Here is a 17,637-nt window from a genome sequence, read left to right as displayed (position 1 = left end):
GAGCGCCAATGACCAAGCGACGGCGGGCGTTGGTCCCCCAATGATTCCCTCCTGGCCCTCCCCTCCCTCGGCTGCTTGACAGGCCTGTGACACGAGCGTACGACTGAAAAAGTGGCGGTCCGTCACCATCCGTGCACGGCTGCCCTAGGAGGGCACCATGTCACTGGCCACTCCCTATCCCGCTCAACTCGACCTTCAGGGCACCCTGAAGATCGCCCGTTGGCGACCGTTCGTGCAGTGGCTCCTCGCCATTCCACAACTGCTGATCGCCTATGTGCTCAGCATGCTGCGTGCGGTGCTGACCTTCGTCGCCTTCTTCACCGTGCTGTTCACCCGGCGCGTCCCCCGCCCGCTCTTCGACGCGATTGCCATGACATTCCGTTACGAGTGGCGTGTCGCGAGCTACGTACTGTTTCTGCACGAGGAGTATCCGCCGTTCGACTTCCAAACGGCCGCGGACGACGACGGTGCCGATCCGCACACGCTCGTCACGTTCGCTTATCCCGAGCAGATGTCGCGGTGGCGCCCGCTGGTCAAATGGCTTCTCGCCCTCCCGCACTACCTGGTGCTGTTCGCCCTGGGCATCGCGGCGATGGCCGTCGTGACCGTGGGGTTCTTCGCCGTGCTGTTCACCGGCGAATACCCGAAGGGGCTCCGCGACATCCTCGTGGGCGTCTACCGGTACAACCTGCGGGTGCAGAGCTACGTCGGTCTGCTCACCGACACGTACCCGCCCTTCAGCCTGCAAGCCGGCTAAGAGGGCCCCTCGTTGATGTGCCGCACCCGATGGCTGCGGGCGGTCTCCACCCCACTGAGGCGAAAGACCAACGGCTCCCACCGCTTCCGTCTCGGCCCCTCAGTCGAGACCGGTGCGGGCAATGACGCGCGGGACGACACGCAGGAGGGCTGGCCTGCCAGGGCCTTGCGTTGAGCGCGGCGATGCCCCGCCGGGCAGCACGCCCACTCCATTGCGGAGGCCATTCGGACACCTGCCGATACCGCCCTCGAAGAACTAAGCGGGGAGCACTCCCCGCTTCATGCTACGGTCACCCCGACGCGTAAACGGGGAGTAATCCCCATTTCTGTCCGGGAGCCGTCCATGCACACACAGCACCCCACCGTTCAACTAGCCAGCCTCACCGACGACTTCACAGCCGACCCCTACTCCGTCTTCACCGCACTGCGCTCCCGTGGGCCGGTCCACCATGTGCGCTTCCCCACCGGGGACGAGTCGTGGCTGGTGGTCGGGCACGAGGAAGTGCGCACCGCGTTCGTCGATCCCAGGCTGCGCAACGACGTGCGGCACTCCGCCGACTTCGAGGACGACGGGCTGTACTCCGTGGGCAGCAACATGCTTCAGGTCGATCCGCCCGATCACACCCGCCTGCGGACGCTGGTGGCCCGCGAGTTCACCGCGCGTCGCGTCCAGGCGCTGCGGCCCCGCATTCAGGAGGCGGCCGATGCGCTCTTGGACGCCGTGGCCGCCGACGGCCGTGCCGACCTTGTGACCGCATACGCCTATCCACTGCCGCTCACCATCATCTGCGAACTGCTCGGCGTGCCAGAAGCAGACCGAACGGCCTTCCGGGAGTGGTCCACGAAGGTCGTCTCCCTCGACGACGCGGAGCAGTCCGCCCGCGCCTCGCAGGAAATGGCCGCCTACCTCGCGGGGCTCGCGGAGGAGAAGCGGCGGCTGCCGGACGCGGCGGAGAGCGATTTGCTGCATGCCCTGGTCCGCGCCAACGACGGGGACGGCGGCGACCGGCTCGCCCCGGAGGAACTGCTCGGCATGGCCTTCCTGTTGCTCGTCGCGGGGCACGAGACCACCGTCAACCTCATCGCGAGCGCCGTCCACCTGCTGCTCAGCCATCCCGAGCAGCTCGCCGCCCTGCGCGCCGACCCCGAGTTGCTGCAGGGCGCCGTGGAGGAGACGCTCCGCTTCGAGTCGCCCGCGCCTGCGGGAACCTACCGCTACGCCGCCGAACCGATCAACCTCGGCGGCGCCCGGATACCAGCGGGCGCGCGCGTCGTTCTCTCCATCGCCGCCGCGAACCGTGACCCCGCGCGCTTCTCCTCCCCTGAACGATTCGACATCCGCCGCGATCCGGCCGCGACCCGCGCCCACCTCGCCTTCGGGCACGGCCTGCACCACTGCCTGGGCGCCCCGCTAGCCCGCCTGGAGGCGACCTTGGCCCTGCGCATCCTGCTGGACCGCTTCCCCAGCCTGGTCTTCGACGGTGATGGCACACCGCAGTGGCGCACCAGTCTCATGCGGAGTCTGCGAGAGGTGCCGGTGCGCTGGTAGGCACCGGCCGACGCCTCGATCAGGCCCCCGCAGCCACGCCCTCGCTCTCCGCCGCAGAGGGCTCAGGGCATGTCGGTTTGCGGTAGGTCGGTGACCAGTTTCCGGGCGATGTCCTCAAGGGCCGTCAGGTCGGCGGGCGTCAGGCGGTCGACGAAGTGCCGGCGAACCGAGGTGACGTGGGCGGGGGCTGCCCCCGTGAGGCTCTCCAGGCCCTGCTCGGTGAGCAGGAGCAGACAGCCCCGGCCGTCGGCAGGATCAGGTGCGCGCCGGATGAGGCCACGCGTCTCCATCCGGGTGGCGTGGCGCGACAGGCGGCTGCGCGACCAGCCCATCTTGGCGGCCTGTTCGTGGAGCGTGCTGGTGTACCCGGGGCGCTCCGACAGCGTGCTCAGCACCTCATAGTCGGGCTCGGAAAGCCCGGCTGCGGCCAAGTCGCGTGCCGTGCCGGTCTGGACAGCGATCACCATGCGGCGGAAAGCCCGCCAGGCGCGCTCCTCTTCGGGGTCGAGCCAGGCCGGAGTGCCGCCCGACGTTGTCGTTGACATGTAATCAAAATAGCAGTTACGTTCGTTTCCATGTCAACGACATCGTCTTCGCCACCGACGCGGATCCTTGTCCTGGTGTGCAGCACGCGCCCCGGCGCCCTGGGTCCCGCGATCGGGACGTGGCTCAACCAAGCGCTCGCCTCCCGAGCAACGCAGCTGCAGGCCGAACTCGTGACCGTCCGCCTGAGCGACCTCGCGCTTCCGTTCCTCGACGAGGAGGAACACCCGTCCTCCGGCAACTACCGGCACGAGCACACCCGGCAGTGGAGCGCGACGGTGAGTGCGGCGGACGGCTTCATCGTCGTCACACCGGAGTACAACTACGGAATGCCGGCGGCCTTGAAGAACGCCCTGGACTACCTCGGCAGCGAATGGGCGTGGAAGCCGGTCGGTTTCGTCAGCTACGGCAACACCTCGGCCGGCACCCGAGCCGTCCAACACGCCAAACAAGTAGCGACCACCCTGCGCCTGGTGCCGCTGGGCGCCACCGTCGCGATGCGCATCACCGACTCCACGAAGCACGGCAAGGTGATCCCGGATCCCGCCCGGGACACCGCAGCCGTCGGCGTGCTGGACGAACTCATCCGAGTCACTCACGCGCTGCGGCCGATACGCGAAGCGTCCCGAGCCGGAGCGACGCCCGGACCGCTGCCCGGGTCCTACGCAAGACGGCTGCTCCCGCAGGACGCACCCGAGGTCACCGTGCTGCAACGCTGCTGCTGGGTGGATGAGGCGCTCGCCAACAACACCCTGACCGTACCGGCCCTGCACGAATCACCGGACGAGGTCCGCGCATGGCTGATGGAGTGGCACACCACCGGCCTGTGGCGGGACGGTCGGCTACTCGCGCTGGTGCGAGCACGCCGCACCGGCACCGACTGGCACATAGGCCGCCTGGGTGTGGCACCCGACCTGCGCCGAGAGGGCCTGGCCCGCTGGCTCCTGCACATCGCCGAGCGCGCCGCCCCGCCGGAATGCCGTCGCACCGTGCTGTCCACCGGCTCCCACAGCCACCACAACATCACCTTCTACGAGAGCGCGGGGTATCGCCCGCTCCAGTCCACCGAGAACGACGAAACCATCACCCTCATCAAGAGTGCCGCCGACCCGCAGTGCGCCACCTCAGCGCAAGGTGGTGCAGGGACAAGTGACCTCGCTGTCGGGCGCGATGACGCTCAGGCGGTTCATGGCGCGGAGCAGGTGGACTCGGCAGCCTTGGCCGACACCCCTCAAGGGAGCAGACAGTGAGCGCGCACGACGACGGGCACACCATCGCGGGATGGGCCGGAGCGCTGGTCGCCACGGCCGGAGCACTGGCCATCGGCGTGGGAATCATCGGCTGGCGCCCGGGACTCTGGCTGGGGCTTGCTTCCCTGGTGGCGTCGGTTCTGCTGACGTGGAGCCTGCACCTGGCGGGCTGGGGCAAGCCGCCAGGGGTGCGCCCTCATGACCAGCGTGCGGTCAGGACACGAGACAGGAGCGCGCACGACGGACATGACAAGTGCCTCGCCTGCCGACTGGCCGGGCGCAGCAGGCAGGTGCGCCATGGCCTCTCCGGCGATCGGCACTCTGTTTGAGCTGATCGACTCAAGTACTCAGCGGTCGGCGCGGCATGCTCAAGAAAGGACGCCCCGCCCAAGCCACTCCACAGATCATCAAGATCGCTCAGTCAGTCGACTCGGGCTCGGGAACGCCGAATCCACGGACGCCGTGACCTACGTGCATCACACTGGCACGAAGATCCGTTGCCGCCGCGGCGGCTGCCCACCCAGAACACCTCGTGAGTGAGCGAGAAAAGGGGAAGACGTGAGTGAGAGCCAGCGCCCGTCAGACGTGTCGGGCAGGCTGAACACCGGAGTCGCGCACAACGCTCGAGTGTGGAATTACTGGATCGGCGGGAAAGACAACTACGAGATCGACAAGCAAGTCGGTGACCAGGTCGTCACGATGTTCCCGGTGATCCGAGACGTGGCCCGCGCCGACCGCCAGTTCCTCGGTCGCACGGTCCGATTCCTGACCGCCGACTGCGGAGTGCGACAGTTCCTGGACATCGGCACCGGACTGCCGACCGTGGACAACACCCACGAGATCGCCCAGCGGATCGCACCCGAGTCCCGGATCGTCTACGTCGACAACGACCCCATCGTGCTCGTCCACGCCCGCAGCCTGCTGACCGGTACGCCTCAGGGAGCCACCGACTACATCGACGCCGACATTCACGACCCGGACGGCGTCATGGAAGGCGCGTCGGCAACCCTCGACCTCGACCAGCCCGTCGCGGTCATGATGCTGGGCATCCTCAACTTCGTTCTCGACACGGGCGAGGCACAGGACATCGTGCGCCGAATCATGGCCGCGGTCCCCTCCGGCAGCTATCTCGCACTGACACACCCCACGACCGATACCGATCTCGGTGGCGAGGGCAACGTCGAGGCCATGAAGTTCTGGAACGAGAACGCCACCCCGCCGATCACTGCCCGCACTCGCTCAGAGATCAGCTCCTTCTTCGACGGCCTGGACTTTGTCGACCCCGGCCTCGTCTCGTGCGCGCAATGGCGCGTTGAGTCCAACTCCCTTGCCGAACTTCCGCAGTTCGGCGCGGTTGCGTTGAAACCCTGACGGGTGCGGGAACCCGCCGCCGTGGAACATCCGCGTGCACAGGTCTTCAACTTCTGGTGACTCCCCGCGGGCAGCCGAAGCGACCGGAGCCCCGATGGACGCCCAGTCTCAGCTGTGGTGCGACGGGTTCAAGGGCGGGCTACGGAGACGTTCTGCTCCAGACGGGCGCCCAAGGTGGCGGCGAAGTCCTCGGCGCGGGACAGCTGGATCCGGAGCCTGTCGACCTGCTCGGCAGCGGCCTGCTCGTACTCGCGCAGCCGGGCCAGCAGTGTCTCGCGCTCGTCGGCGTCGAGGTCGCCGTCCGCATCGAGGCGGTCGGTCGCGTCCAGCAGGTCGCGCATCTCGTCGAGAGTGAAGCCGAGCGGCTTCATGCGGCGGACAACCATGAGCCGCTGCACGTCAGTCTCGGTGTAAAGGCGGAATCCACCCTGGGAACGAGCCGAGGGGGCGACGAGGCCGGTCTCCTCGTAGTGCCGAATCGTGCGCAGGGACAGCTCGGTCCGCGCGGCGACTTCGCCGATCTGCATGTGCTTGTCGTCCACGCGCGTACTCCTGGCCCTTCTTGTCGGGGCGGGCCGCCTCCCGCGCGACCTCACCGATCCCTACTCTAACGTTAGGGTAGAGTTTGTGATGTTGAGGGGGTTGCCCGCGCTGCCCCGCTATTGCCGTACCGGAGCCGTCGCTCCCCCGGCGAAGATCCGATCCTTACAGGAGAGAGCGTGCGCGAGCCCATGCTGCCCATCGCCGCCGCCTGCCCGCCCTGACGCTTCGCCCCTGGAAGTGAGTCTGGCCGCGCAGGTCCGCTCCGTCCTCTCTCTCGGCTTCCGGTCCGCCCCCCGCGGTCCCCTCCCCGTCCTACCGCGCACCCATGTCCTGCCCAGAGCTGGGTGCGCCCGAGCACGACAGGTTCCCCTCGCTTGTCTTCTACGACTGTCTCTCCCGCCTCGCGGCTGCGCGGCCTGCGCCCTGACTGGCTGAACAACCCGAAGGTCTGGCGCACTGAGGTGTTGGCCGGCTTGGTCGTCGCCCTCGCGCTGATCCCCGAGGCGATCTCGTTCTCGATCATCGCCGGGGTCGATCCCGCGATCGGCCTGTTCGCCTCCTTCACGATGGCCGTGACCATCTCGATCGTCGGCGGACGCCGGGCGATGATCTCCGCCGCGACCGGTGCGGTCGCGCTGGTGATCGCACCTCTGAACCGTGAGCACGGCTTCGGGTATCTGGTCGCGGCCGTGATCCTGGCCGGCGTCTTCCAGATCGTCCTTGGGGCGCTCGGTGTAGCGAAGCTGATGCGTTTCGTGCCGCGCTCGGTGATGGTGGGCTTCGTCAACTCTCTCGCGATCCTGATCTTCATGGCCCAGGTCCCGGAGATGCACGACGTGCCCTGGCCTGTCTACCCGCTGATCATCGGTGGCCTCGCGCTCATGACTTTCTTCCCGAGGATCACCAAAGTGGTCCCGGCCCCGCTCGTCTCCATCGTCGTCCTGACTGCCATCACCGTGGCCGCCGGAATCGCGGTGCCGACCGTCGGCGACAAGGGCGACCTGCCGTCCTCCCTGCCGGTGCCGGGCCTGCCGGATGTGCCGTTCGCTCTGGACACTCTGACCACCATCGCTCCGTATGCGCTCGCGATGGCGCTGGTCGGCCTGATGGAGTCGCTGATGACCGCCAAGCTGGTCGACGACATCACCGACACCCGCTCCTCCAAGACCCGCGAGTCGATCGGCCAGGGCATCGCCAACATCGTCACCGGCTTCTTCGGTGGCATGGGCGGCTGCGCCATGATCGGCCAGACGATGATCAACGTGAAGGTCTCCGGCGCCCGTACTCGCCTTTCGACGTTTCTGGCAGGCTCGTTCCTGATGGTGCTGTGCATCGTCTTCGGCTCGATTGTCTCCGACATCCCCATGGCGGCCCTCGTGGCGGTGATGGTGATGGTGTCGTTCGCGACCTTCGACTGGCACTCCATCGCACCCAAGACCCTCAAGCGGATGCCCGCCGGTGAGATCGCCGTCATGTTCACCACTGTGGCCTGTGTCGTCGCCACGTCCAACCTCGCCATCGGCGTGGTCATCGGTTCGATCACGGCGATGGTCATCTTCGCCAAGCGCGTCGCCCACCTCACAGAAGTCACCGCCATCACCGACCTGGACGGCAGCACCGTGGTGTACTCCGTCACCGGCGAGCTGTTCTTCGCCTCCTCCAACGACCTCGTCGGCCAGTTCAACTACGCGGGCGACCCGGAGAAGGTCGTCATCGACCTGTCCGGCGCGCACGTGTGGGACGCCTCCTCGGTGGCCACGCTGGACGCCATCGAGACCAAGTACGCCCAACGCGGCAAGACGGTCGAGATCATCGGCCTGAACGCCCCCAGCGCCGACCTCCACGGCAAGCTCACCGGCGAACTCACCAGCCACTGACCCCAGTTCCGCACTTGACGCGATGACGTTGGCGGTGACCGCGTGTGGACACCGCCTTGGGGACGTTCCACCGAGCCGTCAGCGGAGCAACCGCACCACGGCAGTTCTGATGGGAGCGCCTGCGTACCCGCCCCCACGCAGGTCAGCCCTGTTGGTACGCGTCTTCGTGTTCGTTGAGGAGGACGTACGAGGGCTCCAGGGCGGCGGCCTCGCGAGCTCGGTCCAGCAGCTCGGTGAGCGGCGGCGGGGTCAGTCCGAGACGGTCGAGGAACTCGGCCCGGCGCTCGGGCAGGTCGTCCATGTCGGCCGCCTCACCGAGCTCCTCGTCTTCCTCCTCCCGCAGCGCCAGCAACATCGCCTCGTCCACGGCACGCCCCTGGCTCTCGATGCTCAGTGCCCGATCCGCGCAGGGCAGCACGGCCATCAGCAGCAGGGCGTCACGGAGGTTGACACCGACGATCCCGGCCGAGCCCTCGGAGTCGGCGAACAGCACGGGCCGGTCCTCGCCGTCACCGGCCCCGCACAGGAAGTACGTGCCGCCTCCGCCGTCCTTGGCGATCGCCTCCAGCGGCTCGCCCGAGGCCAGGTGCACCGGCTCCACGTGGGTGATGGGCCCATAGCGTGCGACACCTGTGTCGAAGTCAAAGGGCCACTCGGCGAGTTCCGCGGCCTTCGGGTCGCTGCGGAGCAGGCCGAGCAGCGAGGGCGATGACGTCATGCGGGCAACCGTAGGGCACGGTGACGGCAGTCTCACGGCGGGGACATCCGCCCTCTCAACAGCAGCACGCGGTCTTGCCGCCTTCTCGGCTCGACGACAAAGCCGCGGACCCAGAACAGATCCCGGTCGTCGCAGTGACACCATCGTCCGCGCGTTGATCGCAGAACCGGCGGGAAGCCCCACTGGCGTCACCACGCGTACGGTCCGTGCGCCTCCCCCACCGCCGGTCGGCGCAACGTACTCAACGATGCTGCCTGTGATGAAGCCTGTGCAGCCTTGACACCAAGAGCCCCGCCACCTGGCCTGGATCAGGTGCTCCGTCGTACGGCACGGACACGGCCGTGATCAAGGGTGATGACCTGGTCGGCCGCGGCCAGGCCTGAGCGTTCGTGCGTGACCACGAGCGTGGTCCGGCCCCGGGTGGCGTCGAGGATGTCCGCGAGGACCGCGGCGGCGGTGTCCGGGTCGAGACCCTCGGTGGGCTCGTCCAGGACCAGGACGGGCGGATCGGCGAGCAGGGCGCGGGCCAGCAGCAGTCGGCTGCGCTGGCCGCCCGACACCTCGGTGCCGTCCTGGCCGACGAACGTGTCGAGGCCCTCGGGCAGCGACTCGATCCAGTCCCAGATCCGCGCCCTGAGCGCCGCGTCGCGCAGCTCGGCGTCGCCGGCACCGGGCCGGGCAAGCAGCAGATTGGCCCGGATCGTGGTGTGGAAAAGGTGGGCGTCCTGCGTCATGCCGGTGATCGCGCGCCGCACGTCGGAGCCTGCGCAGTGGCGCAGTTCGTGTCCGGCGAGGCGGATGCTTCCGGTCTCGTAGGGGACGAACCGCATGAGCGCCGCGATCAGGGTCGACTTTCCCGAGCCGCTCGCACCGAGCAGCAGGGTGCGCTGTGCGGGCGGCAGGTACAGGCTCAGCCCGTCCAGGGCCGGTGGCCCGTCCTGGTGGTGACGTACCGTCAAGTCCTGAATGTGCACGTCGGGCGGCCCTTCGACGGCCAGCGCGGCCGGGGGCTGCGGTTCTGTGACCGGGGCCGGGGTCTCGAAGAGGTCGGCCAGTCGGCGGGCGCGGGCGCGTACTTCGGCTAGGCGGAACGCGGCTGCGGGCAGCGGCTCGAGGGCCTCGAAGGCGAGCAGGGCGAGGACCGCGAGAACCGTGAGGTGCACGGCGGGCAGGCGGCCGTCGGCGTGGGCGCGCAGCGCGCTCCCGGTGACGGCGACCAGGGCCGTGCCCTGGAGCAGCAGAAGCACGGCGCCGGCCAGCGAGGTGGTCCGGGCGCGGCGCCGCTCAAGGCTGGCGATGCGGGCTGCCGCGTGCCGGGCACGCCCGGAGGCGCGGCCCCGGGCACCGTAGGCGGCGAGGTCCGCCGCGCCCTGGGTCAGGTCCAGGACGTGCGCGGCGAGTTCGGCCCGTGCCGCCACCTGTGCCCGGCCGGTGTGCTGGGACACGGCGAGTACCGCGGCCGGGACGAGCAGGGCGGCCACGGCGAGTGGCAGCGCGAGCAGGAGGCCTGCCTGGGGCAGCAGCATGGTGGCCGTCGTGACGGCGGCGGCAACGACCGTGCCGGCTGCGGCGGTCGGCAGCAGGACCCGCAGCAGCAGGTCCTGGGCGGCGTCGACGTCGTCGACGAGACGGGTCAGCAGGTCTCCGCTGCGAAAGGCGGGCGTGCCCGCGGGCGCGAGCGGCACCAGTGCCTCGTACACCCGGGTGCGGAATCCCGCGACGGCCCGCAGAACACTGTCGTGGCCAAGGAGGCGGTCGCCGTAGCGCAGGGCTCCGCGGCTCAGCGCCAGGGCGCGGACGGCGACGATCGCCAGGCTCACCGAGACGATCGGCGGGTGCTGAGCGGCCCGCGTGATCAGCCAGGCCGCGGTGGCCATGAGCGCGGCGGCGGCCAGCTCGCTGCCGGCCGCGGCGAGTACGGCGGGCAGGAGCCTGCGCCAATACGGCACAAGGCGGCGGGCCAGGCGCAGGGTGGGACGGGGCCTGCTCGGCGGCCGGGCGGGGGGTGCGGCCGCCCGGCGGGAGCCTGTGCGGCTTTCGGCCGCCGCGTACCTGGTCATGGAGCCAATGGTCCTTCCGCGGATACCAGTTGGGGCGCCCCCGAGGGGTCCTCGACGCGACCGGAACGCACCGTGATGATCCGGTCCGCGTGCGGAAGCAGACTCGTGCGGTGGGCCACCACGATCGCGGTGCGGCCGTGCATGAGGCGCTTCGTGGCGCGTGTGACGGCGGCCTCACTTTCAGGGTCCAGGTGCGCGGTCGGCTCGTCGAGCAGCAGCACGGTGGCGTCCTTGAGGAAGGCGCGGGCGATCGCGATGCGTTGGCGCTGGCCTGCGGACAGGCCCGCGCCGTGCTCGCCGAGCAGTGTGTCGTAGCCCTGCGGCAGTGCCTCGATGAAGTGGTCGGCGTAGGCGTCCTCGGCCGCCTGGCGCACCTCGGCCCGGGTCGCGCCGGGACGCCCGAGACGGATGTTGTCCGCGACGGACGCCGCGAACAGGTGCGGGCGCTGGGGTACCCACGCCAGTTGGGCGCGCCAGTCGTCGGGGTCCACGCGCGCCAGATCGGTGCCGTCGGCCGTGACCCGGCCCGCCGATGGCGTCACGAAGTCGAGGAGCAGTGCCAGAAGCGTGGACTTGCCTCCGCCGCTCGGGCCGACCAGGGCGATGTGTTCGCCGGGTCGGACGTGCAGCGAGACGTGGTCGAGGGCGGGAGCGGTGCGGCCAGGAAAGTGGACGGTGACGTCGTCGAGGCGCAGTGTGGCAGTGCGGGCATCGGGCACCGGGGTGTTGCCGGCGGTGTGCTCGGCGCCCTCTTCGCACTCGTCGAGGGTCGCGAACACCCGGTCGGCCACCGTGATGCCCTCGGCGCTCTCGTGGAAGGCGGCGCCCATCGCGCGCAGCGGCAGGTAGGCCTCGGGGGCGAGTAACAGCACGATCAGGGCGGTACGCAGGTCCACCGTGCCGTGCAGCAGCCGGAGCCCGACGGGAACGGCCACCAGCGCCACGGACAGGGTGGCGATCGTCTCGAGGACGAAGGAGGACAGGAACGCCACACGCAGGGTTCGCATGGTGGCCCGCCGGTGGGCCTGGGCCATCTCGCCGACCCGCTGGGCCTGGTACTGCTCGCGGCCAAAGGCGCGCAGTGTCGGCAGCCCGGCCACGACGTCCAGGAAGTGACCGCCGAGCCGGGACAGCAGCCGCCACTGCCGGGCGGTGCGCCGGGCGGTGTGCAGGCCGACCAGCGCGCCGAAAACCGGAATGAGCGGCAGCGTCACGACGATGATCAGCGCGGATGACCAGTCGGTCACCAGGAGCCATCCGACGATCGTTACGGGCACCACGGCGACGGCCGTCAGCATGGGCAGGTAGCCGACGACGTAGGGGTCCAGGGCGTCCAGGCCGCGCAGCGACAAGGTGGCCGTCTCGCCGTGGGGGCGTGCTGCCAGACGCAGCGGTGCGGTGCGGCCGAGCCGGTCGGTGAGCCGGTCGCGCAGCGCGTGCTTGGTGTCGGCCGCGGCGCTGTGCGCGAGCACGCCGCGGGCCCAGGCCAGCAGTGCGCGCCCGGCCACGACGGCGCCCAGAGCGGCAGGCAGCTCGGCGGTGAGCGGCTTCCCTGCGAAGCCGTCGGCGAGGACGCTCGCCAGTAGGGTCGCCTGGGCGATGACGAGCCCGGCAGCGAGGAAGGCCGTGGCCGTGGATCGTGCCAAGTGGCGGCGGAGTACCGGCAGTTCGCGCAGCAGGCGGCGTTCGACCGGTTTCATGCGATGTCCCTCCTGTGCGGTGGCGGCTCAGAATCAGGTGTTCAGGAGCGGTTGCTCAGAAGTAGCTGGGGTGACGGAGCCCTGTGCGTCCCCGGAAGGCCCACCAGCTCCATGCCTGGTAGGCGAGGATGGTGGGGACGATGAAGATGCCGAAGGCGCTGAGGATCTTCAGTGTGGCGTCGTCCGTGACGGCATGGCCGATGTCCAGGCCGTGGCCTGCCGAGCTGATCAGCACGTACGGGTAGTGGCCTGCTCCCAGGAGCAGTACGGGCAGTGCGGTCGCCAGGCAGGTGGCCGTGAACGCCCGGACGTGGTGTCCGGCGGAGAAGTGCCACCAGGCGGCGACGAACGCGGCGGCGATGGCGGCGGCGACGATCGCCGCCGCGACGCGGTTGGTCATCGAGGCACCCGCGCCGAACAGGGTGAGCAGCAGTGCGAGGAGTGCCGCCGCCCCGCTCGCGGCGATCAGCCTCACACCGAACTGCCGCGCCTTGTCAGCCACGTGGGGTCCGGAGCGCAGGGCGACGAAGCCCGCGCCGTGTGCCGCGAACAGCAGCAGTGTGGTGGCGCCGCAGGCCAGCACGAACGGGGTGAACACCTCGCCCGCGCCCATGTGGAAGCTCCCGTCGGCACGGCGGGGCAGACCGTGCAGCAGCAGGCCCACGACGAGCCCCCAGCACACGGCGGGCACCACACCGCCGACCACGATCAGCACGTCCCAGGCGCTGCGGCCGCGGGCACCGCGGGCCCGGCGACGCAGCTGGAGGGCCGCGTTGCCAAGGACAAGGCCGGCCAGGATCGCCACGATCAGCGGGTACAGGCCGGGCAGCAGGGCGCCCTCCAGGTGCGGGAAGGCCCCGAACAGGACGCCCGCGAAGGCGACGAGCCAGACCTCGTTGCCGAGGAAGAACGGCGCGATGGCCTCCAGGGCGTCGCTCTTGCCGCTTTGATTCTTGCCGCTTTGGTTCTTTTCGCCGCACTCGGCTTCCTGGTCTTCTCGGTCGCCGAGGAAGGGGTGCAGCATCTGTGCGCCGTAGTCGTATCCGCCGAGCACGAAGTACCCGGCGAGCAGCAGGCCGAGCAGGGCCAGCCAGGCCGTCTCCAGACTCATGTCGCTCAACTCTTTCGATTCAAAGGGGTTCGGGCCAGGGGGTCTAGAAGGCCGGGACCGGCTGCTTGCCGTCGGCGCTGCCCGCGGGCCCTCCGGGCAGTTCCTCGGGCAGCGGCTCGGTCGCGCCGAGCTGAGTGGCGCCTGGGCCGCGTACGGCGAAGCGTGTGATCAGGGTCCAGTTGGTCACCGCCAGGGCGACGAAGATCGCGATGAACAAGGTGCAGGAGACGAGCAGCGAGAGCCTGCTGACGTGCGACAGGGCGTCTTCGACCGTCAACTGGCCGTAGACCAGCCAGGGTTGTCGTCCCACCTCGCGCACGACCCAGCCGCCGATGGAGGCGATGAAGGTGAACGGGATCATCGCGGTCATCAGGTAGGCCAGGGGGCGCCAGCGCACCAGCCTGTCCTTCCACAGCAGGATGACGGCGATGAAGGTGAGGGTGGAGATGGTGTTGCCGATGATCGACATCGTGTTCATCGACAGGTGGATCCAGCCCTCGGGCGGGACGTAGTCGCCCGGCCCGTGCTGTTCGACGAGCCGGCGCTGCGCCTCGGCGACCCCGGAGTTCTCCAGGACGGCGTGCTTCATGGGCTGCGTTCGCTCGATGACCGGATTTTGCATATCTCCGATGACGACGACGAAGAACGAGGCCACCATGGACACCCAGGCGCCCAGGCGCAGCGAGCCGCGGAACAGCTCGGTCTCCTTGGTGCCGCGGGCGAAGTGCCAGGCGCTGACGCCGAGCACGAAGACACCGCCGGTGGTGAATGCGGCGAGCGTGATGTGAGCGAGGGCGACCAGGGCGCTCGCGTTGGTGAGCAGTGCGCCGAAGTCGGTCAAGTAGGCGGCCCCGTCGCGGACTTCATAGCCGACGGGGTGCTGCATGAAGCCGTTGGCCACCAGGATCCAGTAGCCGGATGCGTAGGCGGTCAGGGCGACCAGCCAGATGAGCGTGACGTGCACGCCCCGGCGCAGACGGCCCCAGCCGAAGATCCACATGCCGAGGAAGGTGGACTCGGCGAAGAAGGCGATGAGCGTCTCGAGTGCCAGCGGGGCGCCGAAGACGTTGCCCGCGAACTTGCTCAGTCCGCTCCAGCTGAGCCCGAACTGGAACTCCATGACGAGCCCGGTGACAATGCCGACCGCGTAGTTGATGACGTACAACTGACCCCAGAAGCGGGTCATGCGCTCCCGCACGGCCTTCTTGGCGGGGTCCCGGGTATAAGCGGCCCGGGTGTGCATGATCGCCACCAGCGGGACGAGCCCCATGGTGAGGATCACGAACAGCCAGTGGATCCCGGTGGTGGCCGCGAACTGGAGCCGGGCCAGCTCGGCAGCGCTCATGGTGGAACCTTCCTTGGCAGGGGGGAGGAGAGGGGAACAGGTGCGTCAGGTGTGCGAGGCCATCGCATCGCGTGCGCAGGCACCGGGCACCGCGGCCCGTCACCTCTGCGGTGGCCCCCGCAGTGACCTCCGCGGTGACCTCTGTTAAGACCGTAGAGACAATTGCTTATGCTTTCCAAGACCGGTTTTGCCATGTGCCGATGCCTCGGCAGGCATAAGTGAAGGTGGACCGTGGATCTGCTCCAGTTGCGCTACTTCCAGACCGTTGCCCGCTTCGAGCACATCAGCCGCGCCGCGGACGAACTGGGCATCGCCCAGCCCTCGCTGAGCCGCACCATCGCGCGCCTGGAGGCCGAGCTCGGCTCCCCGCTGTTCGAGCGGCAGGGCCGCGGGATCAGGCTCAACGAATACGGGGCACTGTTCCTGCGCCATGTCGATCGCACCCTCAGCGAACTCGACGACGGCATCAGGTCGGTGCGCGAGGCCGGCGACCTGGGACTCGGCCGGGTCAGCATCGCCAGCGAGACCCAGCTGACCATCACCACGGTCCTGGCCAGCTTCCGCGCCACCCAACCCCGCGCCGACGTACGGCTCTTCCAGTCGAACGCGGAGGAGATGCAACGCCAGCTACGCGTCGGGGAGGTCGACTTCTGTGTCGCCTCCCAGCCCCTTCCCGGCTCGCACCTGGAGTCGATCGAGCTCACCCGCGAGGAGGTGCTGCTCGCCGTTCCACGCGGCCACCGGCTGGACGGGCGGGAGAGCGTGACGGTCCCCGAGATAGCCGACGAGCCCTTCGTCACCACCCGCAGGGGGCACTGGCAACGCACCCTGCTGGACCGGCTTTTCGCGTCCGCGGGGTGCACTCCCCTGCTGTCCTGCGAGGGCGACGAACCGGGCGCGAGCCAGGTCCTGATCAGCGCCGGCCTCGGCATCGGCCTGATCCCGGCGATGTCCCGGCAGGCCACCGAGATCCACGTCCCGGTGGCCTGGGTGCACCTGGACGCCCCCGCCTGCCACCGGGTGCTCACCCTCGTCTGGCGCCGCGACGCCTACCTGTCCAAAGCCGCCCTGAAATTCAGGGAGTTCATCCTCTCCCGCCCGTTCATGACCCACCGCCTGCCCGAACCGCACCACCCCAGCTCCTAGCTTCCTCCGGGAGAGACGGCCGCGACGTGCGGGAGAACCCGCTCCCCGGCCCGTCCCACTGCCCTTCCCTCGCAGGCTTCGGAGCTTCGGAAGGTCCTCTGGACAGGGGCGGGACCACGCGTCGGGAGGTCACCCGTCAAGTCTCGCCTCAAGGGGCGACGAGGGAGAAGAGGTTCGGCGGATGCGGTACTCAGGCCGAGACGTGGCCACCGATCGTCAGCTCGACTTCGTCTCCTGTTCGGATGAGCTCCCGGATCAGCCAGGTGCGGTCGTCGATGAGGGTGCCGGCACCGGTGGTGTAGCTCAGGACGGCGAGTACGGGGCCCGTCGACTTTGCGGTGAGCAACTCCGCCTGGGTGACCACATCATCGGAAAGGCGCAGTTCCAGTTCGATCGGCCTCGGCTCTGCTGCGAAGGCTTGTGGATCGGGGAGCCCCTGGAGGCGACAGCGGGCACCCGGGAAGAGATGCGTGTGTCCGCACACGGCCAGGAAGGCATCCGCTTCGGTCGGTTCGATGGAGGGCTGGGTCATGACAGGGCTCCGGAATCCGTGGTGGCGATGGGCCTGGGTAGTCTGGCGGCCTGGATGATCGGGCTGCGGCATTCCGCAACCGTGCTGCTCTGCTGTCACCCGGTCGGCGCTGCGGGAAGCCTGAGAGGCCGCGAGGGACAGCCAGGCCCAGAGACACCTCGCGCATGTCGTCGCGTCGTTCCCAGCGGATGCGTAGGCGTCGGGATTTCGTGCGGTCAGGACATCGCTATCCTCGTGGCAACGCAGAGAGGCGTTCTTTCTCCGTCGCTCGTCTCGCCGTGCTGGTCAGCTCGTTGCCGTCAATACCTGGAACGGGTCCGGGGCCTCATCGGCCGGGGGGGCTAGCAGGACGACCGCCGTCCCGCTCTGCGTCGGGGGCCACAGCAGTCACGTCGGGCTTTCGCCCTCTCTGGCCCGCCGCCAGCCACCACCGCGCTCACACTCCGGATCGTCCGCCGGCTCGCACCCGGTCCAGCACCTGGCCGGCCAACTCCTGCGGGGTGAGCTGGCCGTCCAGGAACACCGTGTCGCTGGGCAGCGTGTCGGCCGCCGCCGTACACAGCGCGATCTTGTCCTTGCACCAGCGCCGAACCTTCTCGTCCTGCTCCGGATTGTCCGGGGTGAAGCTCCGGCCGTCGATCCTCTGTTCCAGGGTCTCTCGCGAGACCTTGAGGAAGAAGTGGTGGACGCCGATGCCCGCGTCCTCCAACGCGCCGAAGATCTCACCGACATAACCCGGGTTGACCAAGGTCATGGGGACCAGGACCGGACGGCGGTACTCCTCGACCAGTCCGACCGCCAGGTCGGCGACCTGCCGTCGCCACAGCCGAAGATCCTGGAAGTCGCCGGTCGGCACCTCCACGATCTCCCGCAGCACATAGCCCACCATCTCCGGGTCACAGATCAGCACCTCGGGCCAGCGCGAACGCAACTCGTCCACCAGTGTGCTCTTCCCGCTGCCGAACGCACCGTTCACCCAGACGATCAACGCGGCCCTCCTCGCCACCGTTGCCTTACCCGCGCAACGGGACCGGCATGTCGGATCAGCATGCCGCGCGGTCTGGGCGGGGGCCAATCTCCAGTGCCGAGTCAGGCCCGAAAGATCGCTGAGTGGGGCCGAAACCCGCCGCCGGGCG

The 17,637-nt window shown here is 69.2% G+C and carries 16 protein-coding genes; 7 read left to right on the top strand and 9 right to left on the bottom strand.

Annotated features, from left to right (window positions below; all coding sequences use genetic code 11):
* The first annotated feature begins 157 nt into the window (after positions 1–157).
* Together ACZ5CR_RS02060 and ACZ5CR_RS02055 are read left to right on the top strand one after the other, a co-directional pair.
* A complete protein-coding gene (locus ACZ5CR_RS02060) occupies positions 158–757 on the top strand; it encodes a DUF4389 domain-containing protein (protein ID WP_468852652.1) in 600 nt (199 codons plus the stop codon).
* A 342-nt stretch (positions 758–1,099) separates the two neighbouring features.
* Positions 1,100–2,305: a cytochrome P450 family protein gene (locus ACZ5CR_RS02055; RefSeq protein WP_468852649.1), complete on the top strand. Its 1,206-nt coding sequence runs from the start codon at positions 1,100–1,102 to the stop codon at positions 2,303–2,305.
* Between the two features lie 62 nt (positions 2,306–2,367).
* Here ACZ5CR_RS02055 and ACZ5CR_RS02050 read toward each other — a convergent pair whose 3' ends face one another.
* A complete protein-coding gene (locus ACZ5CR_RS02050; RefSeq protein WP_468852647.1) occupies positions 2,368–2,850 on the bottom strand; it encodes a MarR family winged helix-turn-helix transcriptional regulator in 483 nt (160 codons plus the stop codon).
* 30 nt (positions 2,851–2,880) lie between these two features.
* On the opposite strand from ACZ5CR_RS02050, the gene ACZ5CR_RS02045 reads away from it, so the two are divergent.
* The 3 genes from ACZ5CR_RS02045 to ACZ5CR_RS02035 all read left to right on the top strand — a co-directional run bounded on the left by ACZ5CR_RS02045 (position 2,881) and on the right by ACZ5CR_RS02035 (position 5,469).
* Positions 2,881–4,098, top strand: a complete 1,218-nt coding sequence (locus ACZ5CR_RS02045; protein ID WP_468852645.1) for a GNAT family N-acetyltransferase — start codon at positions 2,881–2,883, stop codon at positions 4,096–4,098.
* On the top strand, positions 4,095–4,427 hold the full coding sequence (locus ACZ5CR_RS02040) for an HGxxPAAW family protein (protein WP_468852642.1): 333 nt from the start codon (positions 4,095–4,097) through the stop codon (positions 4,425–4,427). Before ACZ5CR_RS02045 ends, ACZ5CR_RS02040 begins: the two co-directional genes overlap by 4 nt.
* A 229-nt stretch (positions 4,428–4,656) precedes the next feature.
* Positions 4,657–5,469, top strand: a complete 813-nt coding sequence (locus tag ACZ5CR_RS02035; protein WP_468852640.1) for an SAM-dependent methyltransferase — start codon at positions 4,657–4,659, stop codon at positions 5,467–5,469.
* A gap of 128 nt (positions 5,470–5,597) precedes the next feature.
* Here the strand turns inward: ACZ5CR_RS02035 and ACZ5CR_RS02030 are convergent, their stop codons facing one another.
* Positions 5,598–6,011 (bottom strand): MerR family transcriptional regulator, encoded by a 414-nt coding sequence (locus ACZ5CR_RS02030; RefSeq protein WP_468852638.1) that lies wholly within the window; start codon positions 6,009–6,011, stop codon positions 5,598–5,600.
* A 375-nt stretch (positions 6,012–6,386) separates the two neighbouring features.
* On the opposite strand from ACZ5CR_RS02030, the gene ACZ5CR_RS02025 reads away from it, so the two are divergent.
* Positions 6,387–7,889 carry a SulP family inorganic anion transporter gene (locus tag ACZ5CR_RS02025; protein WP_468852636.1) on the top strand — a complete coding sequence of 501 codons (1,503 nt, stop codon included), beginning with the start codon at positions 6,387–6,389 and terminating at the stop codon, positions 7,887–7,889.
* Positions 7,890–8,031: 142 nt separating this feature from the next.
* On the opposite strand, the gene ACZ5CR_RS02020 is transcribed toward ACZ5CR_RS02025, so the two are convergent.
* From ACZ5CR_RS02020 to ACZ5CR_RS02000, 5 genes are all read right to left on the bottom strand, one after another.
* Positions 8,032–8,607, bottom strand: a complete 576-nt coding sequence (locus ACZ5CR_RS02020) for a hypothetical protein (protein ID WP_468852634.1) — start codon at positions 8,605–8,607, stop codon at positions 8,032–8,034.
* A gap of 308 nt (positions 8,608–8,915) precedes the next feature.
* The gene (gene cydC, locus ACZ5CR_RS02015) at positions 8,916–10,667 is read right to left on the bottom strand and encodes a thiol reductant ABC exporter subunit CydC (protein ID WP_468852631.1); all 1,752 of its coding nucleotides are present in this window, start codon (positions 10,665–10,667) and stop codon (positions 8,916–8,918) included.
* Positions 10,664–12,367, bottom strand: coding sequence for a thiol reductant ABC exporter subunit CydD (cydD, locus tag ACZ5CR_RS02010; protein WP_468852628.1), 1,704 nt, complete (start codon positions 12,365–12,367; stop codon positions 10,664–10,666). The genes cydC and cydD overlap by 4 nt, the downstream gene beginning before the upstream one ends.
* Positions 12,368–12,422: 55 nt before the next feature.
* Positions 12,423–13,478, bottom strand: a complete 1,056-nt coding sequence (locus ACZ5CR_RS02005; protein ID WP_468852626.1) for a cytochrome d ubiquinol oxidase subunit II — start codon at positions 13,476–13,478, stop codon at positions 12,423–12,425.
* 43 nt (positions 13,479–13,521) lie between these two features.
* Entirely contained in the window at positions 13,522–14,823 is a 1,302-nt protein-coding gene (locus tag ACZ5CR_RS02000) for a cytochrome ubiquinol oxidase subunit I (protein ID WP_468852624.1), read from the bottom strand.
* 231 nt (positions 14,824–15,054) lie between these two features.
* Between ACZ5CR_RS02000 and ACZ5CR_RS01995 the strand changes: the two genes are divergently transcribed.
* Positions 15,055–15,969, top strand: coding sequence for a LysR family transcriptional regulator (locus ACZ5CR_RS01995; protein ID WP_468852621.1), 915 nt, complete (start codon positions 15,055–15,057; stop codon positions 15,967–15,969).
* Positions 15,970–16,159: 190 nt separating this feature from the next.
* Here the strand turns inward: ACZ5CR_RS01995 and ACZ5CR_RS01990 are convergent, their stop codons facing one another.
* The gene (locus ACZ5CR_RS01990; protein WP_468852619.1) at positions 16,160–16,501 is read right to left on the bottom strand and encodes a hypothetical protein; all 342 of its coding nucleotides are present in this window, start codon (positions 16,499–16,501) and stop codon (positions 16,160–16,162) included.
* Positions 16,502–16,937: 436 nt separating this feature from the next.
* Positions 16,938–17,489 (bottom strand): AAA family ATPase, encoded by a 552-nt coding sequence (locus ACZ5CR_RS01985; protein ID WP_468852617.1) that lies wholly within the window; start codon positions 17,487–17,489, stop codon positions 16,938–16,940.
* Between the last annotated feature and the right edge of the window lie 148 nt (positions 17,490–17,637).

The sequence above is a fragment of the Streptomyces sp. NPDC031274 genome, from assembly GCF_055570235.1.
The sequence above is the reverse complement of the archived record's forward strand: the minus strand, read 5'-3'. Positions and strand labels throughout refer to the sequence as shown.